Annotated in this window: 21 protein-coding genes; 8 read left to right on the forward strand and 13 right to left on the reverse strand. The window is 70.6% G+C overall.

The genetic code is table 11. The features are described 5' to 3' along the window. Positions 1-175: 175 nt before the first annotated feature. Entirely contained in the window at positions 176-1,609 is a 1,434-nt protein-coding gene (gene pyk, locus GXW74_RS17775; protein WP_246523605.1) for a pyruvate kinase, read from the forward strand. A 151-nt stretch (positions 1,610-1,760) separates the two neighbouring features. On the opposite strand, the gene GXW74_RS17780 is transcribed toward pyk, so the two are convergent. Both GXW74_RS17780 and GXW74_RS17785 read right to left on the reverse strand, forming a co-directional pair. Next, positions 1,761-2,417, reverse strand: a complete 657-nt coding sequence (locus GXW74_RS17780; RefSeq protein WP_211847878.1) for an MT-A70 family methyltransferase — start codon at positions 2,415-2,417, stop codon at positions 1,761-1,763. Then, positions 2,401-3,222: a BglII/BstYI family type II restriction endonuclease gene (locus GXW74_RS17785; RefSeq protein ID WP_211847879.1), complete on the reverse strand. Its 822-nt coding sequence runs from the start codon at positions 3,220-3,222 to the stop codon at positions 2,401-2,403. The genes GXW74_RS17780 and GXW74_RS17785 overlap by 17 nt, the downstream gene beginning before the upstream one ends. On the opposite strand from GXW74_RS17785, the gene GXW74_RS17790 reads away from it, so the two are divergent. Continuing rightward, positions 3,221-3,931: a transposase gene (locus tag GXW74_RS17790; protein ID WP_246523592.1), complete on the forward strand. Its 711-nt coding sequence runs from the start codon at positions 3,221-3,223 to the stop codon at positions 3,929-3,931. The genes GXW74_RS17785 and GXW74_RS17790 overlap by 2 nt on opposite strands. A 12-nt stretch (positions 3,932-3,943) precedes the next feature. Here the strand turns inward: GXW74_RS17790 and GXW74_RS17795 are convergent, their stop codons facing one another. Together GXW74_RS17795 and ada are read right to left on the reverse strand one after the other, a co-directional pair. Next, positions 3,944-4,885 (reverse strand): 2-hydroxyacid dehydrogenase, encoded by a 942-nt coding sequence (locus GXW74_RS17795; protein WP_211847880.1) that lies wholly within the window; start codon positions 4,883-4,885, stop codon positions 3,944-3,946. Between the two features lie 78 nt (positions 4,886-4,963). After that, positions 4,964-6,037 carry a bifunctional DNA-binding transcriptional regulator/O6-methylguanine-DNA methyltransferase Ada gene (ada, locus tag GXW74_RS17800; RefSeq protein ID WP_211847881.1) on the reverse strand — a complete coding sequence of 358 codons (1,074 nt, stop codon included), beginning with the start codon at positions 6,035-6,037 and terminating at the stop codon, positions 4,964-4,966. A 342-nt stretch (positions 6,038-6,379) separates the two neighbouring features. On the opposite strand from ada, the gene GXW74_RS17805 reads away from it, so the two are divergent. Continuing rightward, positions 6,380-8,689: a Hint domain-containing protein gene (locus GXW74_RS17805; RefSeq protein WP_211847882.1), complete on the forward strand. Its 2,310-nt coding sequence runs from the start codon at positions 6,380-6,382 to the stop codon at positions 8,687-8,689. 135 nt (positions 8,690-8,824) lie between these two features. On the opposite strand, the gene GXW74_RS17810 is transcribed toward GXW74_RS17805, so the two are convergent. Both GXW74_RS17810 and glcF read right to left on the reverse strand, forming a co-directional pair. Beyond that, positions 8,825-9,394, reverse strand: coding sequence for a tetratricopeptide repeat protein (locus GXW74_RS17810; protein WP_211847883.1), 570 nt, complete (start codon positions 9,392-9,394; stop codon positions 8,825-8,827). A 47-nt stretch (positions 9,395-9,441) separates the two neighbouring features. Continuing rightward, positions 9,442-10,758 carry a glycolate oxidase subunit GlcF gene (gene glcF / locus GXW74_RS17815; RefSeq protein ID WP_211847884.1) on the reverse strand — a complete coding sequence of 439 codons (1,317 nt, stop codon included), beginning with the start codon at positions 10,756-10,758 and terminating at the stop codon, positions 9,442-9,444. Positions 10,759-10,861: 103 nt separating this feature from the next. Between glcF and GXW74_RS17820 the strand changes: the two genes are divergently transcribed. Both GXW74_RS17820 and GXW74_RS17825 read left to right on the forward strand, forming a co-directional pair. After that, positions 10,862-11,680: a bestrophin-like domain gene (locus GXW74_RS17820; RefSeq protein ID WP_338148265.1), complete on the forward strand. Its 819-nt coding sequence runs from the start codon at positions 10,862-10,864 to the stop codon at positions 11,678-11,680. A 251-nt stretch (positions 11,681-11,931) separates the two neighbouring features. Next, positions 11,932-13,602, forward strand: a complete 1,671-nt coding sequence (locus GXW74_RS17825; protein WP_211847885.1) for an ABC transporter permease — start codon at positions 11,932-11,934, stop codon at positions 13,600-13,602. A gap of 273 nt (positions 13,603-13,875) precedes the next feature. On the opposite strand, the gene bfr is transcribed toward GXW74_RS17825, so the two are convergent. The 6 genes from bfr to GXW74_RS17855 all read right to left on the reverse strand — a co-directional run bounded on the left by bfr (position 13,876) and on the right by GXW74_RS17855 (position 19,305). Then, a complete protein-coding gene (bfr, locus tag GXW74_RS17830; protein ID WP_211847886.1) occupies positions 13,876-14,364 on the reverse strand; it encodes a bacterioferritin in 489 nt (162 codons plus the stop codon). A gap of 116 nt (positions 14,365-14,480) precedes the next feature. Further along, on the reverse strand, positions 14,481-14,660 hold the full coding sequence (locus tag GXW74_RS17835) for a (2Fe-2S)-binding protein (RefSeq protein ID WP_211847887.1): 180 nt from the start codon (positions 14,658-14,660) through the stop codon (positions 14,481-14,483). Positions 14,661-14,667: 7 nt separating this feature from the next. After that, entirely contained in the window at positions 14,668-15,690 is a 1,023-nt protein-coding gene (locus GXW74_RS17840) for an extracellular solute-binding protein (RefSeq protein ID WP_211847888.1), read from the reverse strand. Positions 15,691-15,819: 129 nt separating this feature from the next. Continuing rightward, the gene (locus GXW74_RS17845) at positions 15,820-16,605 is read right to left on the reverse strand and encodes an HpcH/HpaI aldolase family protein (RefSeq protein ID WP_211847889.1); all 786 of its coding nucleotides are present in this window, start codon (positions 16,603-16,605) and stop codon (positions 15,820-15,822) included. Positions 16,606-16,660: 55 nt separating this feature from the next. Beyond that, positions 16,661-18,256: a cisplatin damage response ATP-dependent DNA ligase gene (locus GXW74_RS17850; RefSeq protein ID WP_211847890.1), complete on the reverse strand. Its 1,596-nt coding sequence runs from the start codon at positions 18,254-18,256 to the stop codon at positions 16,661-16,663. Then, complete coding sequence (locus GXW74_RS17855; protein WP_211847891.1) at positions 18,253-19,305, reverse strand: ligase-associated DNA damage response exonuclease; 1,053 nt, start codon at positions 19,303-19,305, stop codon at positions 18,253-18,255. Before GXW74_RS17855 ends, GXW74_RS17850 begins: the two co-directional genes overlap by 4 nt. Before the next feature lie 48 nt (positions 19,306-19,353). On the opposite strand from GXW74_RS17855, the gene GXW74_RS17860 reads away from it, so the two are divergent. The 3 genes from GXW74_RS17860 to GXW74_RS17870 all read left to right on the forward strand — a co-directional run bounded on the left by GXW74_RS17860 (position 19,354) and on the right by GXW74_RS17870 (position 25,369). Continuing rightward, positions 19,354-21,897, forward strand: coding sequence for a ligase-associated DNA damage response DEXH box helicase (locus tag GXW74_RS17860; RefSeq protein ID WP_211847892.1), 2,544 nt, complete (start codon positions 19,354-19,356; stop codon positions 21,895-21,897). Next, positions 21,894-22,607, forward strand: a complete 714-nt coding sequence (gene pdeM / locus GXW74_RS17865) for a ligase-associated DNA damage response endonuclease PdeM (protein ID WP_211847893.1) — start codon at positions 21,894-21,896, stop codon at positions 22,605-22,607. The genes GXW74_RS17860 and pdeM overlap by 4 nt, the downstream gene beginning before the upstream one ends. A 1,160-nt stretch (positions 22,608-23,767) precedes the next feature. Next, positions 23,768-25,369: an AMP-binding protein gene (locus GXW74_RS17870; RefSeq protein WP_211847894.1), complete on the forward strand. Its 1,602-nt coding sequence runs from the start codon at positions 23,768-23,770 to the stop codon at positions 25,367-25,369. A 264-nt stretch (positions 25,370-25,633) separates the two neighbouring features. Here the strand turns inward: GXW74_RS17870 and GXW74_RS17875 are convergent, their stop codons facing one another. Then, complete coding sequence (locus GXW74_RS17875; RefSeq protein ID WP_211847895.1) at positions 25,634-26,836, reverse strand: Zn-dependent hydrolase; 1,203 nt, start codon at positions 26,834-26,836, stop codon at positions 25,634-25,636. Between the last annotated feature and the right edge of the window lie 14 nt (positions 26,837-26,850).

The raw sequence follows: 26,850 nt of genomic DNA on the forward strand, positions 1-26,850 counted from the left end.
TGCGATCACCCGGATCGCCACCGAGCTCGGCATCTCCACCGCCGCCGTCTCCCAATGGCGCCGCGTCCCGGACGAGCGCGTCGTCGACGTCGCCCGCATCCTCGGCGTCGCACCCGAAGCCCTCCGCCCCGACCTCTCCACCCTGCCCCCGCCAAGGCCCGAAGGACCGATCCGCATGGCCTCCCGCCCCGCCTTGCGCCGCCGCCGCCGGACCAAGGTCATCGCCACCCTCGGCCCCGCCTCCTCCACCATCGAGGTCATCGAACGCCTCTACCGCGCCGGCGCCGACGTCTTCCGCCTCAACTTCTCCCACGGCTCCCACGAGGACCACGCCAGCCGCATCGCCATGATCCGCGAGGTCGAACGCCGCGTCGGCCGCCCCATCGGCATCCTCGCCGACGTCCAGGGCCCCAAGCTCCGCGTCGGCCGCTTCCAGGCCGGCCGCGTGCAACTCAGCCAGGGCCAGGCCTTCCGCCTCGACCTCAACCCCACCCCCGGCGACGTCCGCCGCGTCAACCTGCCGCACCCGGAGATCATCAACGCCGCCCAGATCGGCACCACCCTCCTCCTCGACGACGGCAAGCTCCGCCTCCGCGTCACCCGCGTGCGCCCCGACCACCTCGAAACCGAAGTCGTCGTCGGCGGCCCCCTCTCCGACCGCAAGGGCGTCAACGTCCCCGACGTCGCGCTGCCCATCCCCGCCCTCACCGAAAAAGACCGCGCCGACCTCGACTTCGTCCTCCCCCTCGGCATCGAATACATCGGCCTGTCCTTCGTCCAACGCCCCGAGGACGTCGCCGAAACCAAGCGCATCGCCGCCGGCCGCGCCTGGGTCATGGTGAAGATGGAAAAGCCCCAGGCGGTCGAAAACCTCGACGCCATCCTGGCGCTCACCGACTGCGTCATGGTCGCCCGCGGCGACCTCGGCGTCGAACTCCCGCCCGAGGAAGTCCCCCTGGTGCAGAAGCGCATCGTCCGCACCGCCCGCGCCCTCGGCAAGCCGGTCGTCGTCGCGACCCAGATGCTGGAATCCATGATCACGGCCCCCAGCCCCACCCGCGCCGAAGTCTCCGACGTCGGCACCGCCGTCTTCGACGGCGCGGACTGCGTGATGCTCTCGGCCGAAACCGCCGCCGGCCAATACCCCTACGAGGCGGTGAACATGATGGACCGCATCATCGCCCGCGTGGAACAGGACAGCGACTGGCGCCGCCTCATGGACGCATCCCGCCCCGCGCCCGAGAAGTCATCCGCCGGCGCCATCGCCACCGCCGCCCGCCAGGTCGCCGAAACCATCTCCGCCGAGGTCATCGCCACCTTCTCCTCCACCGGATCGACCACTCTGCGCGTGGCGCGCGAACGCCCCATCTGCCCGATCCTGGGCCTGACGGCGAGCGAAGCCACCGCCCGCCGCATGGCGGTGATCTGGGGCGTCCACCCGCTCGAAGTCAGCGAAATCCACTCCATGACCGAAATGGTCGGCCGCGCCATCCGCGCAGCACAGCACGAAGGCTTCGCGGGGCACGGGGACGAGGTGGTGGTGACCGCCGGGGTGCCGTTCGGCACGCCAGGGACGACGAATGCATTGCGGGTGGCGGTGGTGAAGTGAGGGTTATGCCGCGTTGGTGGTGAGGTCGTAGGACGCAGGGGCTCTGCCCCTGCACCCCGGCAGGAAACTCAGTTTCCTGCACCTTCGGGCTGTCAGACCGTCGCACCACGCCACATGCAGGATCCATCCAGCAAAGCGCGCGACAGACGACCTATTCCCCGGCGAGGGGCAGTTGCGCCTGATTGCGCTGAGAGTGATGCGAATAGGTGTCCCAGCCGATTTCGTAATCCTCAGCCTGATTACCCCAGCCGGTCCACCCTGGCCGCGTGCCTCTCGCGAACAATTCAAGATACGGCCCGCGGCTACACGACTCTACAATGTCATAGAATTCGTCGGGCTTGCGCGAATGCTCGCGCTTGCGGGTCGCGAGTAAATTCACTTGCCGCCGCCCAGGCGCCTCGGTCCTAGCGTTGCGACCGCGCACGCCGAATAGGACGAGTTCAGTGACATTCCGGAAATAGAAGCCTACGCCGCGCCCGTCGCTGCCCCCGTCCTTGCGGATCTTGTGCCAGACGATGTTCGACTTGTAATCGAAGCCCCACGCGCGCATCACTTGCAGCCCCTCGGGCAACAAAGCATTCGGAACCCAGAGATAAAGGTGTGCTGTCGCCGCGAGAACGGATTGAACCGGGAGTTCCATAATCTCCGGCAGGTCCATTGTGCCATAGCGCGAAAGGCGCCGATGTTCCGGCGCCATCTTTCCCGTGCGGTTTGTAAAGCGCCAAGGCGGGTCGGCAAGCACCGTGCCGAATTTACGGCTCGAGAGCGCCTCCCGGAACTCAGCCGCAGCGTCAGGCACCTTCGTCATCAGTCCAATCCTTTATGCAGCGCGGGGTGATGCCAACTGCTAGAACCGGGCACGCCCCGTTGCGGCCCGCATTAAGGCGATACAGCAACTTGCCCATCCAGGTTGTGCTCGCCCCGTATTTGCTTGCAGTCTGTCGCACTGTGCCTTTCTTCGTCGTCTCTGGCTGGCCGTCCTTGCGAAGTGCTGGCCCAAGTTTCCGGAACACCGGGTTGAGAGAAGCTGAACGAGTGACGAGAACAGCCACGTCAATCACGCCACAAGTCGCAAAGGCGCTGAACGCGTATAGGTCGCGGTCAAAAGTCTGATCTTTGGAATTCCATTCCAGGTCGAACGCAACCTTGCCCTTCACATAGTCGATCTTGTGGCCGTCGAGGAAACGCTCTCGCCGCAATTCCTGCCGACGTTTCTCAATGATTGGCTTGCCTGATCGCTTCAGGCCGACTTGTTCTCGCCAATCCAGTCGCACGAGCAGGTCACCGTGGATCGCAGTCTCATGCCACCCCTGCGGCCGCAACGACGTGGACAGCAGTTTCGGAATGTCACTCTCGTTGCCTCCCGCTGTGCGAATCATATGCGTCGTGATGGAAAACTGCCTAAGCGCGTCCATCAACTCAGCACAATGCGTCGGGTGAGCCCGGCTCAGGATCATCGCAGCGCCGCGATAGCTGTGAATTTCGTAACGATCGCGGATATCATGAGGGATTGCTGCGTCTACGATTCCCGATGGATCGGCAGCATCGTTTGGCGCGCCGGCAACGCCGCCACCATCGAGTTCTTCGTCGTCCTCATCGTCAACGTCGGACATGTCTCTCCGATCAGCAACCACGGCGCAGACGAATGCGCTAACGGCAGCACGACTCGGCATTGCCACCGAGCTTAGCCTGTATGGCACCGGCTCTGGCGGAAAGAGGTTGTATTTCCGAATGTTTTCCTATATCATTAGTATGATGCGCCCCCACCCCCTCACCCCCACCCAATTCCTCGCCCTCCTCCCCTACATCCTCCCCCGTTCCCCCGCCGGCCGCCAGATCGGCGATCTCAAGGGCCGGCTCAACGCCATATTCCACCTCGCCTGCACCACCGACCCCTGGCACGCGCTCCCGCCCGAACACGGCAAGCCCGACACCGTCTCCCGCTACTTCCGCCGCCTCACCCACGCCGGCCTGTGGGAACGCCTGCTCGAAGGCATCAAGGAAAACGATCCCAAACATCCGCTGAACGAAATCGCCCCCCTCATCTTCCGCGCCTGCCGCCGCGCCATCCGTCTCCGCGGCCTCCGATTCATCGCCCTCATCCGCCGCCTCGGCTTCCTGCACGCGCTCAACGGCCCGCCGCACAAGCTCCCCGACCCCGATTTGTCCGAAAAGCTGAAGCGCCTGCGCCTGCCGCCCCCACCCGCCACGCGGAAGCGGATCACCGCCTATCTCGGCTACCTGAAGGCGCTCAGGCACCTCCACCGCATGGCCGGCGGGATCAAGCACATCCCCCGCCGGCTACGCCTCGGCTGGTGCTGACCCGGTGCGCCCTTACGCCGCCACCAGGTTCGAAGGCGTCTCCCCCGCGAAGAACGCCGCGAGCGACTCCAGCACCAGCGTCTGCTGCACCCGCTGCGCGAGCGTGGTGAAGGCCGCGATATGCGGCGTCAGCACCGCATTCGGCACCGCCAGCAGCCGCTCGGGGATCGCCGGCTCATGCTCGAACACGTCGAGCCCGGCGCCATGGATCACCCCCTGCTCCAGCGCCTCGACCAGCGCCGCCTCGTCGATCACCGACCCCCGGGCGATGTTCACCACCACGCCCTTGCGGCCCAGCGCGGCCAGCACCTCGGCATTCACCGCGTGCCGTGTCTCGGCGCTCGCCCGCACCGCGACCACGAGCACGTCGCACCACTCGGCCAGCGACAGCAGGGTGGGATGATAGGCGAACCCCACCCCCGCCTTCGGCGCCCGCCCGTGGTAGCCGATCTCCATCTCGAAGGCCGCCGCCCGCGTCGCGATCTTCATCCCGATCGCCCCGAGCCCATAGACCCCCATGCGCTGCCCCGCGAGGCCCGGCACCAGCCCCATGCTCTCGATCGTGCGCCACTTGCCCGCGCGCAGATCGCGCTCGCCCCTGCCCATGTCGCGCGCGGCGGCGATCACCAGCCCCATCGCGAACTCCGCGACCGAGGTCGCATTGGCATCCTTCGCATGCGTCACCAGGATGCCCCGCCTGGCCGCCTCCTCCACGTCCACCCCTTCGAACCCCGTGCCGTAGCAGGCGATCAGCCCGAGTTCCGGCAGCGCATCCATCATCGCCCTGTCGGTGCGGTGGCCGCCGAGGGTGATCAGCGCGCGGGCGCCGCGCGCCGCCTGCGGCACCGCGTCCGGCGTCACCGGGCTGAACGGGCCATGCACGTCGTAGATGCCGTCGAGACGTTCGCGCAGCCGCGCGGCCAGGGGCATGGCAAGAAGGATGGGCGGGGACATGGCGGGAGACTCCGAAGGCTGCGTCGCGTTCGGCGCTTCACTCCCTCGCGCGCATCCCACCACGCCGCGCGGTGTCTCTCAACCCCGCCCGCGCCCGGCCTTCTCGCCGGCGAGCAGCGCCCGCTTGCGCTCCACCCCCCAGCGATAGCCGGTGAGGTCGCCATCCTTGCCCACCACGCGATGGCAGGGCACGGCGAGCGAGACCTTGTTCTGCGCGCAGGCCCGCGCCACCGCCCGCGTCGCGCGCGGTTCGCCGATCTCCGCCGCCAGCCCCGAATAGGTCCGCGTCTCGCCGAGCGGAATGGCCCGCAGCGCGTCCCACACCCGCTTCTGGAAGGCCGTGCCGCGCAGGTCGAGCGGCAGGTCGAGCGCGGCCTTCGGTTCGGCCACGAAGGCCACCACCTGGCGGACGGTCTCGGCGAGTTCCTCCGGGGCATCTTCGATCCGTGCCTTGGGGAAGCGCTGCATGACGTCGCCGCGCAACCCGGCCTCGTCCTCCCCGAAGCCGATGAAGCAGACGCCGGCCTCGGTCGCGCCGACCATCAGCGGGCCGAGCGCGCTCTCCGCCAGCGCGACGCGGATCACCTCCCCCGCCCCACCGCGCCGCGCCGAGCCCGGCGTCATGCCCAGTACGCGGGCGCTGTCCTCATAGACCCGGCTCTCGCTGCCGAAGCCGGCCTCGGCCACCGCATCGGCGACGCGCGCGCCGCTGGCGAGCGCCGCCGACAACCGCCGCGCCCGCACGCTCTCGGCATAGGAACGCGGCGTGACGCCGGTGATGTCGCGGAACAGCCGCAGGAAGTGATGGCGCGCATAGCCGACGCGGTCCGCGAGCACCGCCAGGGAGGGAATGGTCTCGGACGCCTCGATCAGGTCGCAGGCGGCGCGGATGGCGGCGGCGTGGATCGCGGCGCGCTCCCCCTTGGGGTCGCATCGCTTGCAGGGGCGGAAGCCGGCTGCCTCGGCGGCGCCGACATCGGCAAAGAAGCGCGTGTTGCGCCGCAGCGGCGGGCGGGACGGGCAGCCCGGCCGGCAGAACACCCCCTGCGTCGTCACGGCATAGAGGAACGGCCCGCAGGCCGGGGCCGGGTCCCGCGCCAGCACGGCGGCCCAGCGGCTGTCATCGGCGGAGGGGCGGAGATCGTCGGGCATGCGGACCATGTGCCATCTGCATTGGCGCCAACGCCATCCGGACATTGCGGCGGCGCGTCGGGGGACATGTTCGTCCGATCGCAATCGCGAAAGGACCGGCGGCACCCGGCTGGCCCCGGCAACCTGGCCAGTTCGGAAGCGAGCCGCCCGGCGCGCCGCAGACTTCCGTCCAGCACGCCAATCGAACGTGCAACTCCGCCGCAATCTACCGCGTGCGATTCAAATTTTGCGCAGTTTTGACAGTTGCTTTCACCTTCCTGTCCTTGAGGCGCTCACGAAGGAGCGATTAACCTTTCATTCATCTCCATCGCGTGATCGCAGCCTGCCGAGAGGGTCCTCCGGATGTCCTGGTCGAATGCCGACGGTCCAACCACGGACCCTACGAATGGCGACGACACCTTCACCGGCGACCCGCTGATCTCGGATACCCCGGTCGAGGCGGGGGCGGGCAATGATGTGCTCGAGGGCTTCGGCGGCGACGACATCCTCAATGGCGGTGCGGATGACGACATCCTCAATGGCGGTGCGGATGACGACATCCTCAATGGCGGTGCGGATGACGACATCCTCAACGGCGGTGCGGACAACGACAGCCTGCTCGGCGGCGCGGGCGACGACCAGATCGACGGCGGCGACGGCAACGACACGCTCGACGGCGGCGATGGCTACGACCAGATCCTTGGCGGCAACGGCGATGACAGCATCGTCGATGCCAGCGGCGATGGGTACTACGCGGGCGGCGCGGGCCACGACACGATCTCCCTCACCCTGAGCGGATCGGCCACGGTCTCCTTCACGGTCAATGCCTATGGCGGCGCCGGCAACGACCTGATCACGGCGAGCGGCCCGGGCCTCGATGGCGACGGTATCCTGATCGGAGCAAGCCTCTACGGCGATGCGGGCGACGATACCCTCGTCGGCTCGGACGTGTATGAGCCCATCCAATACGTCAGCGGCGACGTGCTCAACGGCGGCAACGGAGCCGACAGCATCATCGGCGGTGCGGGCGGGGACCAGATCTACGCCGATGAGGAACCCGCCTTCGGTGGCACGGCGGACAACGACACCGTGCTCGCCGGCGCCGGCAATGACAGCGTCTACACCTACGGCGGCATCGACAGCCTCGATGGCGGCCAGGGCATCGACTACGCCGGGATCGACCGCAGCACGGCGACGCAGGACCTCGGCTACACGGTGGACGGCGCGAGCGGCGCCCTGCTGGCCACCGACGGCAGCACCATCGTGAACTTCGAGGCCTTCGGCATCGTCACGGGCGAAGGCAACGACACCATCCGGCTCGGCGACGGCAGTGACAACGCCGCCGGCAGGAATGGTGACGACTACCTTGCGGGAGGCGCCGGCGACGACCGGCTCATGGGCGAGGGCGGCAACGACACGCTCGAGGGCGGCCTCGGCTACGACGAGCTCACCGGCGGCGAGGGCCACGACCTCATCATCGACATGGGTGGGGAGGGCTACTACGACGGCGATCTGGGCAACGATACAATCCTCATCACCCTCGAAGGTTCGGCGAGCTATGGCTACCTCGCCCCGGCGCATGGCGGCGAAGGCGACGACCTGATCATCGCCTCCGGCCCCGGCCTGGTCAGCGACGGCGTGATCTATGGTGCGGAACTCTACGGCGCCGCGGGCAACGACACCCTGGTCGGCACCGATGTGAACGACCCCGGCCGCGGCGGCGACATCCTCGAAGGCGGCGAGGGCAACGACAGCATCCTCGGCGGCGCCGGGAACGACGTGATCAGCGGCGACGACGCCTTCGCGGCCTCGCCCGGCGACGACACCCTGACCGGCGGCGCGGGCGACGACGAGATCGCCAGCGGCGGCGGCAATGACCTCGTCATCTGGCGGGAGGGCGACGGCAGCGACACCGTCGACATGGGGGACGGCACCGACCGCCTCGACCTCGAAGGCTGGACGCCGGGCGGCAACGCGAGCTGGTCCTTCGCCGAGGGCGAGGACGGCTACACGATCTTCACCCATATCCCGACCGGCGCGACGATCCACGCGCGGAACTTCGAGGAGGTGACCTGCTTCGCCGAGGGTACCCGCATCATGACCGCCCGCGGCGAGGTGCCGGTGGAGACCCTTCGCGCCGGCGACCTCGTGCTTGCGGTCCATGGCGGGGCGAGCCTCCAGCCCCTGGTCTGGGTGGGCCATACCCGGGTCGAGCTGGCGCGCCAGCGGGACCGCGGCAAGGTGGCGCCGGTGCGCATCCGCGCCGGCGCGCTGGGTCCCGGCGTGCCGGTCCGCGACCTGCGCGTCAGCCCGGAGCACGCCCTTTTCCTCGATGGCCAGCTCGTGCCGGCGGGGCTGCTGGTGAACGGCCGCACCATCCTGCGCGAGATCTGGTGCCCGAACGTCACCTACTATCACCTCGAACTGGCGAGCCACGGCCTGGTCGTCGCCGATGGCGCGGTGGCAGAGACCTATCTCGACGACGGCAACCGCCACCTCTTCGACAATTCGCGGCTTGCCGCGCTGGCGGTGGATTTCGCCGCGCTGCGGGCCAATGGCCGCTACCTCGCGGCCGCCTGCGCGCCGGTGGTGCGCGAGGGCGACCCCGCGCTGGACGGCATCCGCCTGCGCCTCGCGGCCAGCCTGCGCGAGCTGGAGCCCTGCGTCGCGTAACCTGTCGACGGCGGTCCAGGTGGCCCTGCCACCTGGCGGAGGGTGCAGGGAGGCGGCGCCTCCCTGCCGGAGCGCGAGGCGGAGCCTCGCACTGCGCGGGGGCGCGAGGCGGAGCCTCGCGACGCCGCGATCAGATCACGTCACGTCGCCTTCCGCCTTGCGGCGCAGTTCGCGCAGCCTTTCCTGCCCGCCCCGCAGGTGCGGATGCAGGGCCAGGGCGGCCTCCATGCTGCGCAGCGCGGCGCGCGCATCGCCGGCGCCTTCCTGCAGCGCCGAGAGCGTCACCAGCGCACTGAAATGCCGCGGTTCGAGGCGCAGCGCCTCCTGCAGGTCGCGCGCCGCGGCCGCGGTGTCGCCGAGCGCCGCATAGGCCTGGGCGCGCTGGTGCCAGGCCTCGGCCGATTGCGGGGAGAGGATGATGGCGGCGTCGAAATCCTCGAGCGCCTCGTCATGGGTGCGGGCGGCGAGGTTGCGGACGCCGCGGCGCAGCAGCAGCACGGTCGCCGGCGAGGCCTGCTCGATCCAGATCGCGCGGATGCGCCCTTCGATCGCGGTGGCGAGGGGTTCGTCGGGCGCGGTCTTCAGCGCCTCGAAGAGGTTGTCGAGCTCGGCGCGGCGGTTCTGCTCGGCGCGGTTCGGCTGGGGCTGCGCGGCGGCGAGGCCGGGCGCGAGCAGCAGCATCAGGACGAGCAGGGCGGCGCGCATGGGCCCATGCTCCGCCTTCCGGGGCGCGCGGGGCAAGCGCCGCATGGTCACGCTGCCGCGCGGGCGCGCGCGACCGCCGCCGGCTCCGGCCCGCCCGCCATCCAGTCGAGCAGTTCCACCGTGTGCACCGCCGGGATCGCACCGTCGCCGAGTTGCGTCAGGCAGCCGATGTTGCCCGAGGCGATCAGCGCCGCGCCGGTGCGCGCGATGCTGGCCTGCTTGCGCGCCTTGAGCTGCCCGGCGATCTCCGGCTGCAGCAGGTTGTAGGTGCCGGCCGAGCCGCAGCAGATATGGCTTTCCGCCGGCTCCTTCACGGTGAAGCCGGCGGCCTTGAGCAGCGCCTTGGGCTCGGCGGTGATCTTCTGGCCGTGCTGGAGCGAGCAGGCGGCGTGGTAGGCGACGGCCAGGCCCGGCTTCGCGCGCGTCGCCGCGTAGCCGAAGCGGGTCAGCACTTCGCTGATGTCGGCCGCGAGGGCGGCGACCTTCGCCGCCTTCTCCCGCTCCGGTTCCTCGCGGAACATGAAGCCGTAGTCCTTGAGCGTGGTGCCGCAGCCCGAGGCGTTGACCACGATCGCGTCGAGCCCCTCCCCTTCGATCTCGCGGGTCCAGGCGGCGATGTTGGCGCGGGCGAGGCGCATCGCCGGGCCGTGGTGGCCCATGTGGTGGTCGAGCGCGCCGCAGCAGCCCTGGTCCGGCGTCACCACCACCTCGATCCCCATGCGGGTCAGCAGGCGGATCGTCGCCTCGTTGATCGAGGGAGCCAGCACCTGCTGGGCGCAGCCGGTCAGGATGCCGACACGGGCGCGGCGCGGGCCGATCGCCGGATGCACCCGCGGCCGCTCGACCTCGGAGGACGACGGCACCGAGGCCGGCGCCAGGCGCAGCATCGCCCGCAGCCGTTCCGCCGTCATCGATCGGCCGGGCACCAGCCGCGCCAGGGGCCGGGCGATCGACGCGCCGATCAGCGCCAGGCGGAAGCGGCCAGTATACGGCAGCACGAAGGAGAGCACGCGGCGCAGCGCCCGCTCGGGCCAGGGCCGCGTGTAGGTCTGCTCGATATAGGCCCGCGCATGGTCGACCAGATGCATGTAGTGCACGCCCGAGGGGCAGGTCGTCATGCAGGACAGGCAGGACAGGCAGCGATCGACATGGCGGACAACCGCCTCGGTCGCGGGCTTGCCGCTCTCCAGCATCTCCTTGATCAGGTAGATGCGCCCGCGCGGCGAATCGAGCTCGTCGCCGAGCAGCAGGAAGGTCGGGCAGGTCGCCGTGCACATGCCGCAATGGACGCAGGTGCGCAGGATGCGGTTGCTCTCCGCGGTGTCCGGGTCTGCGAGCTGCGCGGCCGAGAAGCTGGTCTGCATGCGGCCAATCTAGGGACCGCCGGCCACAACCGCCAGCGCCGGGCAGGTTTGCATGGAGGGCAACCGCCTGCATACCATCCGCTCGCCCCGCGGAGGACGCGCCGTGACCGAATTCGTGATCGAAATCGCCCGTCTCGGCGCCCTGCCCTTCGCCGGCGTCCTCTTCATCCTGCAGATGGTCTCGCGGGAGTTCGGTCTCTGGATGGGGCAGCACAGGGCAGCCAAGCGAGCCGGTGAGCCCGAAGGGGTCGGCGTCATCGTCGGCGGCATGCTTGGCCTGCTCGCCTTCGTCCTCGCCCTTACCCTGTCCTTCGCCTCCGCCCGCTTCCAGGAGCGGCGCGAAGGAACGCTCGCCGAGGCCAATGCGATCGGCACCGCCTGGCTGCGCGCCGTCGCGATCGATCATCCCCGGGCCGCCGAAGTGGCCCGGCTGCTCGAGACCTATGCGCCGGTGCGGCGCGAGCACGTGCTGGCCCCTCTGGACGCGGAGCGGCTCGCCGAGATCCAGGCGCGCTCGGACACGCTGCAGGGAGAGATCTGGGGCCATGTCTCTGCCCTGGTGCGGGAGCGCTCGGACCCCGTCGCCGCATCCCTGATGGCTGCGGTGAACGACGTGATCGACCAATCGGCCGTCGAGCGCCTCGCCTTCGCCACCGGCATGCCGCCGACGCTCTTCTGGCTGCTGATCGGCATGACCTTCGTGAGCATGGGGGGGCTCGGCTATCAGCTCGGCCTGCGTGGCCTGCAGCTGCGCGCGCTCAGCGTGGTGCTCATCATGATGTGGACGGTGGTCATGACGGCGATCCTCGACCTCGGTTCGCCGCGGCTCGGCGATGTGCGCACCAGCACCGCACCCTACGACTGGACCATTCAGGGCTTCGCCGGCGGCCTGCGCATTCCGCCCCTGCCGCCACCGCGCTGAGGACGGCATGGCGGTCGCCCACCCGATCCGGCGCGGTCGGGGGTCCGCGGCCTCCGCCGCAGCGCCGGCCTTCGTCGCACACGCCGGGCTGGAGGCGGTGACCGCCACGCTGCACGACCCCGCTGCGGGGATTGTCACGGCAGCCCCGGAACCGCGCCCCCGGCAACCAGGTGAGGCGATCCGAGTCCCCCTTGCGCACGCATGGCGCGGGCTCGCCGCCCGCGGATCGGCATGCTATCGCGTGAGTGAGAATGGCTCGCACGATCACCATCGAGGCCGCGAACGGCCCGGCACCGCGGCGTCGCCGCGCGCCTGCCTGGGCCTGGGCCTCGCTGCTGGCGGCCGCGGCGATCACCGGGCCGCTGATCGCCGTGGTGGCGACCGCCGTTGCCGTCCCGGGGGCGAGCTTCCGGCACATCGCCACCACCACCCTGCCCGAGATGCTCGGCAATTCCGCCCTGCTCGCGCTGCTGGTGGCGCTGATGGCGGGCTCCGCGGGGGCGGTCTCGGCCTGGATCGTCTCGACCTGCGAATTCCGGGGGCATCGGGTGCTGGAGGTCGCGCTGCTGCTGCCGCTCGCCATGCCGGCCTATCTCTGCGGCTACGTCTACACATGGCTGTTCGACGTGGCGGGGCCGGCGCAGGAGGCGTTCCGCAGCCTGACCGGGCTGCGCTACGGCCAATACTGGCTGCCCGAGATCCGCTCCCTGCCCGGCGCGGCGGTGATGCTGGCGATGGTGCTCTACCCTTATGTCTACCTGCTCTGCCGCGCCGCCTTCCTGCAGCAGAGCGTCTGCCTGCTCGAAGCCTCACGCACGCTTGGGCACGGGCTGCCGCGCACCTTCCTCCATGTCGCGCTGCCGCTGGCGCGGCCGGCGCTCGCCGCCGGCATCGCGCTGGCGCTGATGGAGACGCTGGCCGATTTCGGCACCGTGCAGCATTTCGGCGTGCGCACCTTCACCACCGGCATCTACGAGGCCTGGTTCGGCATGGACGACCGCGGGGCGGCGGCGCAGCTTTCGGTGGCGCTGCTCGGCTGCGTCTTCGTCTTGCTAGGGCTCGAACGCATCTCGCGCGGCGACCGCCGCTTCCATCCGACCACCACACGCCACCCGCCGCTGCGCCCGGTCGTGCTGCGCGGCTGGAAGGAAGCGCTGGCGGTCTTCTCCTGCGCCATGCCGGTGGTGCTGGGTTTCGGCGTGCCGGCGGGGGCGCTGGCTTGGCTCGCGCTGACCACGGGCGATCCGCTGGACCCCCGGCGCTTCCTGCCATTCGCGCTGAATTCCCTGACGCTCGCCGGCATCACCGCCACGCTCGCGGTGGTGATGGCGGCGGTGATGGCCTGGGCGGCGCGGATGCACCCCTCGCCGCTGCGCAGCACGGCGAACCGCGTGGCGTCGCTGGGCTACGCGCTGCCGGGCTCGGTCATCGCGGTCGGCACGCTGGTGCCGTTCGGGATCTTCGACAATGCGCTGGATGCCTGGATGCGGCAGAGGCTCGGGGTCTCGACCGGGCTGCTGCTGTCCGGGACCATGGCGGCGCTGGTCTTTGCCTATCTCGTGCGCTTCCTGGCGGTGGCGCTCTCGTCGGTGGAATCGGGGCTGGCGCGGCTGAAGCCCTCGCTCTTCGCCGCGGCGCGGGTGCTCGGCCGCACGCCGGGGCAGGCGGTGCGGGAAGTGGAACTGCCGCTCGCCCGCGGGGCTCTGTTGACAGCGGCGGTGCTGGTCTTCGTCGACACGATGAAGGAGCTGCCGGCGACGCTGATCGTGCGGCCCTTCGACCTCGATACGCTGGCGGTGCGCATCTACAACCTGGCGTCGGACGAGCGGCTGGCGGAGGCCTCGACCGCGGCGCTGCTGATCGTCGTCGCGGGGTTGCTGCCGGTGATCGCACTGACGCGGGCGATGCGAAGGGCGGAGTAGCGGGCGGTCTTAGGGCCCCGGAAGGGCTCTTCCGAGAGGGGCGCCGCCCCTCTCGGGCTCACCCCGCCAAAGGCCGGAAGGCCTTTGGAAACCGTGACCTGGCATTGCGCATCGCGGTCAGGAACAGTGTCGAAATCCGCCTTCGTGCACGACGCCTGCCGCGTCGGTCCCGAATGGCCGCCGCGCCCGGCACCAAGTGATGGTTTCCAAAGGCCTTCCGGCCTTTGGTGGGGTGGTCCGGAGGGGCAACGCCCCTCCGTCACAGTGCCGCCATCAGTGCCCCTGGTCCGGCGCCGCGTCGGAATTGAGCATCGTGTAGCGCTCGATGCCGATCCGTTCGATCAGGTCGAACTGGGTGTCGACGAAGTCCGCGTGGTTCTCCTCGTCGCGCAGGATGGAGGCGAAGAGGTCGCGGGAGACGAAGTCGCGCACCGACTCGCAATAGGCGATCGCCTCGCGCAGGTCGTTGATCGCCTTCTCCTCGAGCTTCTGGTCGCATTCCAGGATCTCGCGCACGCTCTGCCCGGTGAGGATCGGGTTCAGCCGCTGCACGTTGGGATGGCCGCCGAGGAAGAGGATGCGTTCGATCAGCGCATCCGCATGCTTCATCTCCTCGATCGATTCCTCGTATTCGTGCTTGCCGAGCTTGGTCACGCCCCAGTGACGCAGCATGCGCGCATGCAGGAAGTACTGGTTGATCGCGGTCAGCTCGTTGGTGAGCTGAGTGTTCAGGTGCTCGATCACCTTCGGGTCGCGCAGCATGGCATCCTCCCTCGACGCGACGAACCCCGGCGCGCCGCGCCGTAGATACAGGGACGGCTCGCCGGGGTGTCAAGCAACACCATGAATCTATTGATGAATGCTTCTGCGGTGCATTCTCAGTTGGACTTGCACTCGCCGCCGCTGGCGCGCAGCAGGTCGAGGATGGTCTGGCAGCAGCACCCGCATTGGGCGCCGCAGCCGCAGCCGGCATAGACTTCCGCGGGACGGGAGGCGCCGGCGGCGATCGCCGCCGTGATCTGCGCGTCCGTCAGGCGATTGCAGTGGCAAACGACCACGGCCGCCTCAGCGCCAGCCGGCCCGCTGCATGATCTGCAGCGCGAGGGTGGCCCGCGCCGGATCGCGCAGCGCCTCGATGCTCTCGGCACGGAACTCGCCCATGCTGCGCAGCAGCGGATGCATCGGCGCGCCCGGCACGGCCGGGTATTCCATGTTGCCCTGGGCGACGATCTCCTGCGCCCGGTCGGAAACCAGGAATTCCAGGAAGCGGCGCGCCGCGGCGGGGTTCGGGGAAGTCTTCACCAGCGCCGCGCCCGAGACATTCACATGCGTCCCGCGGTCGCCCGCCGCCTGGTTCGGGAAGATCACGCCGATGCGCTGGAACAGCGCCTGGTCCTCGGGCCGCTCCGAGCGGCCGACATGGCCGAGATAGTAGGTGTTGGAGATGGCGATGCGGCACTGACCCGAAGGCAGCGCGCGGAACTGGTCGCGGTCGCCGCCCTGCGGCGGGCGGGCGAGGTTGGCGGCGACGCCGCGCGCCCAGGCCTCGGTCGCCGCCTCGCCATCCGCGGCGAGGATGCTGGTCGCCAGCGCCACGTTGTAGGGGTGGTTGGAGGCGCGCACGCAGATCTGCCCGCGGAAGCGGGGGTCGGCCAGGTCCTCGTAGCGGTTCAGCCCTTCCGGCCGGCCCGCCTGCTTGTCGTACATGATGACGCGGCCGCGCATGGTGATGGCGAACCACTGCCCGTTCGGGTCGCGCAGCCCGGCCGGCACGCGCTGGTCCACGGCGGGGATCGCGTAGGGCTGCAGGATGCCGGCCTGCTCGGCGCGGGCGAGGCGTGTCGCATCGACCGTGATGAAGACGTCGGCCGGGCTGTTCGCCCCTTCCGAGCGGATGCGCGCGACGAGCTGGTCGGCCTCCGCCTGGATGGTGCGGACGCGGATGCCGGTCTCCCGCGTGAAGGCCTCGTAGAGCTGCGCGTCGGTATCGTAGTGGCGCGCCGTATAGATGGCGATTTCCTGGGCCTGGGCCTGGACGGCCGCGGGAGCGGCGATCACAGCCAGCGCGAGCAGATGTCGGCGGAGCATCGGGAACCTCGTCCTGGAGCGAGGAGCGGCTTATGTCAGTTGCGATGCGTTCGCAAGATGAAATGCGAATTGTTCGCAATCTCCTATCTGGTTCGGCGGAGGCGACGCCGCCGCCCCCGCCCCGCGCCGCTATGTCTGCAGCCCGCGCAGGAACTTCGCCCGCGCGCCGCCGCCGGCCATCAGGAAGGCGTGGTCGGAGCCGGACAGCAGGAAGCGCGCGCCGAGAGCGATGTAGTCCGGCGCCACCTTCTCGTCATAGACGCCGCCCATGCCCATGTGCTTGCCATGCGCCTTGCAGGCGGCGGCGACCTTGGCATAGGCCGCGCGCACATCCGGATGGCCGATCTGCCCGGCGATGCCCATGGACGCCGTGAGGTCGGAGGTGCCGATCATCAGGCTGTCCACCCCCGGCACCGCAGCGATGGCGTCGGCATTGGCGACGGCCTGCGGCGTCTCGATCATGACGCAGACCAGGATTTCCTTGTTCAGTTCCACCTGCGCGGCGGCGGTGTCGGCCACGACGAAGCCATAATGGGCCGGCGGGCCGCCCCAGGACCGCTCGCCGACCGGCGGGTAGCGGAAGGCGCGGACGACGGCGGCGGCTTCCTCCGGCGTGTCGATATGCGGGACGACGACGCCCATCGCGCCGTTGTCGAGGCAGCGCGTGCCTTCGAACAGCGCGTCCTTGCAGCAGCGCACGATCGGCGTGACGCCCTGGGAGAGCGCCGCCATGCACATGCGGGTCGCGTCATCGACGCTCATCGCGCCGTGTTCCATGTCGATGAACAGCCAGTCGAAGCCGGAAGCGGCGGCGATCATGCCGACGGCCGGCGTGCGCAGGTGGTGCACGCCGAAGCCGAGGGCGAGTTCGCCCTTCTCGAGCCGGCGGCGCGCGAGATTGGGTGCGATGGGCATGGTACGTTTCCCCTGGTTGTCGGTGGCGGCACGGCACCACGCGCCCCGGGGGCGGTCAATCGGCGGCAGGCCGGTTCTCCACCAGCGCCATCACCGCGGCAAGGCTGTCCGCCTCCTCCACCGGCTTGTCGCGGCGGATGCGGGCGATGCGCGGGAAGCGCAGCGCGACGCCCGACTTGTGGCGTGACGACAGTTGCGCGGCATCGAAGGCGACCTCGAAGACGATGCCGCGCTCGACCTCCCGCACCGGGCCGAAGCGGTTGACCGTATTGCTGCGGATCCAGCGGTCGAGCCAGGCGAGTTCCTCATCCGTGTAGCCGGAATAGGCCTTGCCGATCGGCACCAGCTCGCCGTCCTCCCGCCACACGCCGAAGGTGTAGTCGGAGTAGAAGGAGGACCGCTTGCCGTGGCCGCGCTGGGCGTACATCAGCACGGCATCGACCGTCAGCGGGTCGCGCTTCCATTTCCACCACAGCCCCCTGGTGCGGCCGGCGACATAGGGCGCGTCGGCGCGCTTGAGCATCAGCCCCTCGATCGACGCGGCGCGGGCGCCGTCGCGCAATCGGGCCAGCGCCTCGATGCTGTCGAAGGGCACCAGCGCCGAGAGGTCCATGCGCGCCGGCGCCGCCCTGGCATGCCAGGCTTCCAGCCGCGCGCGGCGCGCATCGAAGGGCAGCGGTCGGAGGTCCTCGGTGCCCTCCACCAGCAGGTCGTAGAGCCGCACCGCCGCCGGGTAGTCGCGCCGCATGCGCGCCGTGACGGTCTTGCGGTTGAGCCGCTGCTGGAGGTCGGCAAAGGGCGCGACCTCCCCGTCCCGCACCACCAGCAATTCGCCGTCCAGCACGGCGTGGAAGTCCATCGCGGCGAGGATCTCCGGGAAGGCGCCGGAGATGTCCTCCCCGCCGCGCGACCACAGCCGCTTGCCGCCGGGCCCGGCGGTGAGCTGCACGCGGATGCCGTCCCATTTCCATTCGGCGCGCCACGCCTCGGCGCGCAGCGCGGCGAGGTCGGCCGCCTCCAGCGGATGCGCCAGCATCAGCGGGCGGAAGACCGGCGCATCGCGCGGGTCCGGGCGCGGCGCGGCGCCTTCCAGCCAGCGGAACAGCGGGACATAGGGCGGGGCGACGGCGTGCCAGACCTCCTCGATCTCCTCCACCGCCTGGCCGGACCATTCGGCCAGCGCCACGCGCGCGAGCCGCGCCGAGACGCCGACGCGCAGGCCCCCGGTGACCAGCTTGATCAGCGCCAGCCGCCCGCCCGCATCGAGCGTGTCCAGCCAGCCGGCGATCAGCGCCGGCACCTCGGGTTTCGGGGCGGTTTCCAGCGTCTCCACCACCTCGGACAGTGTCGGCGGCGGCGCGTTCACGCCGGCGCGCGGCTGCCAGATCAGCGCGACGGTCTCGGCGAGGTCGCCGACATAGTCGTAGGACAGCCGCAGCAATTCGGGATCGGTGCGCTCGGCCGCGATCTCCCGGATGACCGCGGGCTTGGCGGCGGTGAAGGCCAGCTCCTCGGTCAGGGCGGCGAGGCCGATGCCGCGATCCGGGTCCGGCTGCTCCGCGAACCACTGGCCCAGCAGGGCGAGCTTGGCGTTGCGGCCGGGGGTGAAGACCAGGCGTTCCAGCAATTCGGCGAAGGCGGGCAGGCTCATGCCGCGGTGGCCTCCGGCGGCTCGCCCTCGTCCTCCTCGCCGCGCCCGACCAGGTGCAGGGCGCGGCCGCGGATGCCGCGCAGCGACAGCGCGTGGATCAGCGCATCCTCCCGCCCATGGGTCACCCAGATCTCGGGGGCCTGCACCTCCATGGCGGTCGCCAGCAGCTCATCCCAGTCGGCATGGTCGGAGATGACGAGGGGCAGTTCCACGCCGCCCTGCTTCGCCCGCTGCCGCACGCGCATCCAGCCCGAGGCGACCGCGGCCACGGGTTCCGCCAGCCGCCGCGCCCATCGGTCCGCCACCGCCGAGGGCGGCGCCAGCACGATCGCGCCCTTGAGGTCGTCCTTCTTCGCCACCGTCGCCGTGCGCAGGGTGCCGAGCGGCACGCCGAGCTCCTCATAGGTCCGGCACAACGCGACATGCGCGCCGTGCAGATGCACCGGCCGGTCCCAGCCGGCCTGGCGCAGCATGGCGATCAGCCGCTGGCATTTGCCGAGCGAATAGCAGCCGACGACATGGGTGCGTTCCGGGAACAGCGCGACCGAGCGCAGCAGCTTCGCGATCTCGCCTTCCGCCAGCGGGTGGCGGAAGACCGGCAGGGCGAAGGTCGCCTCGGTGACAAAGACGTCGCAGGGCTCGACCTCGAAGCCCGCGGCGGTCGGGTCGGGCTGGCGCTTGTAGTCGCCGGAGACGACGGCGCGGCTGCCGCGCCATTCCATGCAGATCTGCGCCGCCCCAAGCACGTGCCCGGCGGGTCGCAGCCACAGGCGCACGCCGTTGACGGTCAGCACCTCCCCGAAAGCCAGGGCCTGCTGGGCATGTCCCGCCCGCCCCTCCCCCAGGCGCGCGGTCATGATGGCGAGCGTCTCCCGCGTCGCCAGCACGTGCCGGTGGCCCGGCCGGGCGTGGTCGGAATGGCCGTGGCTGATCACCGCGCGGTCCACCGCGCGGGTCGGGTCGATGAAGAAGCCGCCGGGCTCGCAGAACAGGCCGGACGGCGTGACCTTCAGCCAGGTTTCGGGGTGCGGGATGCTCACGGGACGCATATGGGCGGGCTTCCCGGGCGCGGGAACCATCGGCATATTGCCCCGCGGATGAGAACATTGCCAGAACCTTTCGCCGGCTGGTTCGCCGCGCGCGGCTGGAGCCCGCGCCCGCACCAGATGGCGCTGCTGGACGCCGCGGCGCGGGACGAGCACGTCCTGCTGCTGGCGCCGACCGGCGGCGGCAAGACGCTGGCCGGGTTCCTGCCCTCGCTGCTGGATCTCGCGGCGCATCCGCGGGAGGGGCTGCACACGATCTACATCTCGCCGCTCAAGGCGCTGGCGGTGGACATCGCGCGCAACCTGACCGCGCCGGTCGCCGAGATGGGCCTGCCGATCAGCATCGAGACCCGCACCGGCGACACCCCCGTCAACCGCCGCCAGCGCCAGCGCGAACGCCCGCCCAACCTGCTGCTGACCACGCCGGAAAGCCTGACGCTGCTGCTCTCCCTGCCCGATGCGCCGGAGATGTTCGCCGGCCTGTCGGCGATCGTGGTGGATGAGGCGCATGCGCTGGCCGGCACCAAGCGCGGCGACCAGTTGGCGCTGTGCATGTCACGGCTGGCCGCGCTGGCGCCGCGCGCGCGCCGCGTCGGCCTGTCGGCCACGGTCGCACATCCGCAGGCGCTGCGTGCCTGGCTCTCGCCGACCGCCCGCGCCGACGACGTCCGCCTGGTGGAGACGCGCGGCGGCGCCGCGCCGGTCTTCGACCTGCAACTGCCCGAAGGCCACCTGCCCTGGGGCGGGCATATGGGCCTCGCCTCCGCCCCGGAGATCTACCGCCGCATCGAGGCGGCGCGCGTCACCATCGTCTTCGTCAACACCCGCGCCCAGGCGGAGCTGATCTTCGCCGCGCTGTGGCGGCTGAACGAGGCGGCGCTGCCGATCGCCATGCATCATGGCAGCCTCGAGATCGGCCTGCGCCGCAAGGTGGAGGCGGCGATGGCGGTGGGCCGGCTGCGCGCCGTGGTGGCGACCGCCTCGCTCGACCTCGGCATCGACTGGGGCGATGTCGACCAGGTGATCCAGGTCGGCGCGCCCAAGGGCGTCTCGCGCCTGCTGCAACGGGTCGGCCGTGCCAATCATCGCATGGACGAACCCTCGCGCGCCGTGCTGGTGCCGGCCAACCGCTTCGAAGTGGTGGAATGCGTCGCCGCCACCGAGGCGGTGGAAGCCGGCGACCTGGACGGCGAGCCACCCCGCCCCGGCGGGCTCGACGTGCTCGCGCAGCACGTCCTGGCCATGGCCTGTTCCGCGCCGTTCCGGCCCGACGAGCTCTACGCCGAGGTGACGCATGCCGGCCCCTATGCCGCGCTGTCGCGCCGCGACTTCGAAGACGTGGTGCGCTTCGTCGAGGATGGCGGCTACGCGCTGCAGGCCTATGACCGATTCCGCCGGCTGTTCCGAGATGCCGAGGGCTTGCTGCATGTCCGCGGCACCTGGGTCGCGCGGCAATTGCGGATGAACCTCGGCACCATCGTCGAGACCCCGCTGCTGAAGGTGCGGCTGCGTGGCGCCGGCGTGCTGGGCGAGGTGGAGGAATGGTTCGTCTCCACCCTGGAACCCGGCGACTGCTTCCTGTTCGGCGGCCAGGTGCTGCGCTACGAGCGGCTGGAACCCGCCGCCGTCATCGTCTCCCGCGGCGGCGAGGGCGAGCCGCGCGTGCCGGTCTATGCCGGGGCGCGGATGCCGCTGACGACCTATCTCGCGGCCCGCGTGCGCGCGATCCTGCACGACCCGCGCCGCTGGAAGCACCTGCCCGAGCCGGTGCGCGAATGGCTCCGGCTGCAACGGCTGAAGTCGGAACTGCCGCCGCGTGACGGGCTGCTGGTCGAGACCTTTCCGCGCGGCGGGAAGTGGTTCCTGGTCGCCTACACCTTCGAAGGGCGGCTCGCGCACCAGACCCTGGGGATGCTGGTGACGAAGCGGATGGAGAAGCTCGGCATGGGGCCGCTCGGCTATGTCGGCACCGACTACGTGCTCGCCATCTGGTCCGCCTTCGAGCCGACCGACGTGCAGGCCCTGTTCACCGAGGACATCCTGGGCGACGAGATGGAGGAATGGCTGGCGGAGTCCTCGATGCTGCGGCGGACCTTCCGCAACATCGCGACGATCGCCGGCCTGATCGAGAAATCCCACCCGGGCGCGGAAAAATCCGGCCGCCAGATGACGATGAATTCGGACCTGATCTACGACGTGCTCCGCCGCCACCAGCCCGACCATATCCTGCTCCGCGCGACGCGCGCCGAGGCCGCACAGGGCCTGACCGACGTGGCGCGCCTCGCCACGCTGCTCGCCCGCGTGCAGGGGCGCATCCGGCATCGCGTGCTGGACCGCGTCTCGCCCCTCGCCGTCCCGGCGCTGATCGAGGAAGGCCGCGAATGGGTGCCGGGCGGGGCGGAGGACGCGCTGCTCGCCGAAGCCGCCGCCCTGGTCGAGGAGGCGACCGACGGCGCCGAACACTTCACCGAGGCGCTCGCCGAGGTGACGGAATCGATCCCCGTCCGCGGCACCTCCATCGCGCGGGCCAAGGCCCGCGACCGGCGGCGATCGCGCCATATCCGCGGCGCGCCGAAGATGGTGACCGGCCGATGAACGCGGCGCCGATCCACATCGCCGGCGAGCGGCTGATGCTCGACCCCGCCGGCGTGCTGCACTGGCCGGCACGGCGGCTGCTCTGCGTCGCCGACCTGCATCTCGAGAAGGGCAGCGCCTTCGCCGCCCGCGGCCGGCTGGTGCCACCCTATGACTCGCGGGAGACCCTGGCGCGGCTGGTCCCGCTGCTGCGGCGCTACCGCCCGCGGCGCGTGGTCTTTCTCGGCGATTCCTTCCACGACCGGGACGGCGCCGCCCGCCTGCCGGCGCAGGAGCGCGCGATGCTGGTCCAAGCGTTGAACGGCGCGGAAGCGGTCTGGGTCGCCGGCAACCACGACCCGGTCGCGCCGGAAGGCCTGCCCGGCCAGGCGGTCGAGGCCTGGGCGGAGGGCCCCCTCGCCTTCCGCCACATCCCGACACCGCGCGCCACGGGTGAGATCGCCGGCCACCTGCACCCCAAGGCGACCGCGCCGACGCGGGCGGGGGGCGTCTGTCGCCCTTGCTTCGTCACGGACGCGCGGCGCGTGCTGATGCCGGCCTTCGGTGCCTACACGGGCGGGCTCGACATCGGCGATGCCGCCATCGCGTCTCTGTTTCCGCGCGGCGGCCGGTCGTTCCTGCTCGGGCCGGAACGGCTCTACAGCTTTCCGCTGGCGGGCCGCGGCCCGGTGCGGACCGGCGCGCCTGACCTGTTTGCCGAGGCGCCCTGAGACGGAGCGGCGGCCGCGGCGGCAGAGCGAGGTCCGCGCGAGCCGACCCCGCGCCGTGGAATCACCCGGCCGGGATCGGCCTCAATGTCCTGCCCACGAAGTTCACCGGATCTCCAGCGAACGATACAGACAGGCAGGCCGCTGAAAACAAGGGCCAGTGACCTGATTCCGAAGTCCCGGGACTTCGGAATCAGGACATGAGAGCGGTTTCCGTGCGCCCTGGCTCACCGCAACCGCTCCAGCTTCCTGCCTTTGCGGGCATCTTCACCCGACCAGGTGATTCCACCCGAACGGGATGTGCCCTAATGCCTCGGGGCGGCGGACAGCAGGGCGAGGACCGCGTGGAGTAGGCGGACTGCATCCGTCCGGCCGGTCTCGTGCGCCCGGGCGAGGCAATGCTCCACCCCGGCGACCGCCTCCGCGATCGGGTCCGGCACGGTTTCATGCCCGCCGTGCCCCGAGCTAAGACCCCGGTCGATGGTGACGCCGTCAATGCAATGGTTCATCGGCCATCCAGCCGCCACGACGTCCCCCATCGCGGCGGTATGCTCCCTGATCACACTCTCTCGACATGATGCGCAAAGGTGCCTGCCCGCGCATGGGCAAAATGCCGCCTGGCGTGGCGGAGGCGCGGGTAACGGTCCCGTGTTGCCGAAAAGACTCACCATTCCGGCGGCGCGGCGGGCTCGGAGGAGGCCCGACGGCTCTCCAATCCCCTCAAGCGCGAAAGCCCACGGACCTACGCCCGCGGCTTCGGCCCCACGCCCCCCGGGCACCACCGCCGCGTCCAGGCCGTGGCACCCCCCGCACGCCCCGCGAGAAGACCAAGGGTGGGCCGCCGACGACAGGAAGGTCCGCCACGCATGATTGCATCTGGCGCAGCAGCATCACGTTCGACACGACAATGTCGGAGCACGCACAAATCAGGCGCGATGCTTCCCTCGTCCTGAGCCACGAAAGGCAAATAGAATCTCGCGCCACACGTTGCGGTCGCAACCTGCGCAAATCTCGAATATCAGAACAATATTTTTCGTTTGATCAATTTTATTGTTCACGACGATGCTGCGACACTCCCTCCGACGCAGCGTAAACCTCCCCGGATCGACGATATGCGGCGACGAGCCTGGATCGGCGACGGTGCAACAACAGTAGGCCCCACCATGACGCAGCCCCCCGGCGTCACGACAGAATCGCAGCGGCATCCCGCCGGCTGCCAGCCGAAGGGCGCAGCGGAGCACGGGCACAACCTCTCCGGAGACCCGGCGGCTGCGCCGCAGCCGCGCGATATCGCGACCGCGTGCTGCGACGCGCTGGCGGATGGTTCCAGGCGCGTCGCGCTGCTTCACCTCCGGCGGGACGGTCAGGTGGAACGGGTCAGCTACGACACGCTGCGCGCGACCTCCTCCCGCCTCGGGCATGTCCTGCGCGCGAGGGGCGTGCAGCGGGGCGATCGCATCGGCATCCTCCTGCCGCCAGGGCCGGAGGCAGTCATCGCCTGCCTGGCGACATTCCGGCTCGGTGGCATCGCCGTGCTGCTCGGTCGGCGCTGCGGATCGGAGGCGCTGGCCGAGCGGCTGCGGGAGACGGATTGCGCAGCGGTCATCGCCGACGCGGCCGGTGTCTGCGCCCTGGCGGCGGTACCTTTGGGCTCGCGCGGGCCGCGCCTGGTGTTCTGCACGGACGGGGCTGCCCCCGGCACCCTGTCGCTTTGGCCGGAGATGGCGCGCGCCAGGGAGGAGATTCCCGCCGTCACGCTGGACGCCGAGATGCCGGCCATGATCCTCGACGGCGCGAAGGCGCCCCACAGGGTCCTGCACGCGCAGCGGGCGGTGGCGGCACGGCGCGCAGGCCTGCGCATGCTGCTGGGCGGCAGCCCGGAGCCGGGATCCCTGCTCTGGGCGCCCGTCGACTGGGCCCGGCATGGCGGCCTGCTCGACACCGTGCTGCCGGCCCTGGCCCTCGGCCTGCCCTTGCTCACCCAGGCCACGGAGAGCTTCGATGCCGGCCGCGCCGCCCGCCTGCTCGCGCAGGGGGAGGTCCGGCACGCCGTCCTGCCAGCCCGTGCCCTGCGCCTGCTGCGGGATGCCGGGCTGCGGCACGCACATCGCCTGCGCAGCCTCGGAAGCTTCGATGGCCCGCTCGAGCCTGAATTGCACGATTGGGTGCGCGAAACCTTCGGCCTCCCTCTCGTCGAGGGCCAGGCCTGCGCCGAAGGTGGCGCGCTCGCCATCGACGGCCGCGTCGTGCCGGGGCGCCGTGTCGCCGTGCTCGGGCCTGACGGGGTGCCCCGGCGGCCAGGCGAGGAAGGCATGGTCGCGCTGTGCCGGCCGGACCCCGGGCTGTTCATCGGCTACTGGCGGGACGCGCAGGCCACGGCGGCGGCGTATCGCGGGCCATGGCTCTTGACCGGGCTGCGCGGCGCGATGGATGGCGCGGGCCGCCTCTCGCCGCCAACGGGCGATGCCGAACGGGTCGAGGTGGAGCACTGCCTGCTGCAGCACCCCTCCGTCGCCATGGCCGCCGTGCTCGCGGCGCCGGAGGCGAGCCGGGCCACCGCCCTCATCGTGCCGCGGCCGGAAGCGCGGCCCGGACCGGACCTCGCGGCGGAGCTTCGCCGCTTCCTGCGGGCCAGGCTGGAGGCGGATCGCTGCCCGCATCGCGTCGCCTTCGCGCGGAGGCTGCCAGGCGACGTGGCCGGGCCGGCGATGCGGCAGGCTCTGGAACGGACCATCGGGATCGGCGCCGGCGGCGCCGAATGCTGAGGCATGCCAGGCCGCCGAGGGGGCCTTGCCCCCTCGAACTCCCCCAGCAGGGGACACGGTCCCCTGCACCCGCGGTGACTCTGAGTATTGGTTTCCAATGGCCTTTCGGCCTTTGGCGGGGTGAGCCCGTGAGGGGCGGCGCCCCTCTCGGAACCCCTTGCTGGAGCGGCTTCCGTTCGCCTTGGCTCACGGCAACCGCTCCGGCCTCTTGTTCTCGCGAGCATCTTCACCCGGTCAGGTGATTCCACCTGATCGGGACCTGCTCTAGGACGCGAGATACCGCTCCGCTGCGTTGCCCAGCACCTGGCAGCACAGAGCCAGGTCCTCCTCCTTGGTGTCCTCCGCCCAATGGTGGCTGATGCCGCCGATCGAGGGCGTGAACAGCATCGCCACCGGCATGCGCTTGGCGATGTACTGCGCGTCGTGGCCGGCGCCGGAGGGCAGGCGCATCCAGGCGCCCGGAGCCTCCTCCTGCGCCGCCGCGTCGAGCGCCGCCATCATCGCCGGGTCGCACAGCGCCGGCGTGGCGCGGGATTTCTGCGTCAGCGTGGCGGGGCACTTCTCGCGGCGGTCATTCTCCTGCACCAGGGCACGGAGGGTGCGTTCCATCCTCTCCAGCACCTCGACCGAGACGTCGCGGAACTGGAACAGCACCTCGGCCGAACCCGGGATGATCGAGGGCGCGCCGGGCTCGAGCGTGATCCGCCCGGTCGTCCAGGTGGATCGCTCGCCGCAGATGCGCGGGAATTCCTGGTCGATCGCGGCGAGCAGCCGCACCGCGGAGAGGCCGGCATCCTTGCGCTCGGCCATGGTGGTGCCACCGGCGTGGTCCTGCTGGCCCTGGAACTGGATCAGCCACTGCCAGATGGCGACGATGCCGGTGACGACGCCGACACGCAGGCCGCGCGATTCGAGCTGCGTGCCCTGCTCGATGTGCATCTCGAAGAAGCCCTTGTGGCGGCCCGGTTCGAGCTGCATGCGAGGCTTGCCGGCAAGGCCCGCATCCGAGAGCGCCTCGCGCAGCTTCTGGCCGTCGTTGCGGCTGCGGCTGCGGTCGATCTCCTCCTCGGAAAGTTCGCCGATGATCGAGCGCGAGCCGAGGAAGCCGCCCTCGAAATGGCCTTCCTCGTCGGCGAAGGCGCAGACATCGACAGGCAGGCCGGCGCGCGCCAGCGCCACGCCGGCGACGACGCCGAGCGCACCGTCGAGCCAGCCGGCCTGGTTCTGGCTCTCGATATGGCTGCCCACCAGCAGGTGCGGCCCCGGGCCCTTGTGGCGGCCATAGACATTGCCGATGCCGTCGATGGAGGGTTCGAGCCCGCATTCGGCGAGCCTTTCCATCAGCCAGCGCCGCGACTCCATGTCCTGCGGCGAGTAGGTCGGGCGGTGCACGCCGGTCTTGTAGGCGCCGATCTTCCTGAGTTCGTTCAGGTCGCGCAGAAAGCGGTCGGTGTCGATCCTCGGCATGGGCGGGGTCCTTC

Source organism: Neoroseomonas eburnea (assembly GCF_018129005.1).
Taxonomy (GTDB): Bacteria; Pseudomonadota; Alphaproteobacteria; order Acetobacterales; family Acetobacteraceae; genus Neoroseomonas; species Neoroseomonas eburnea.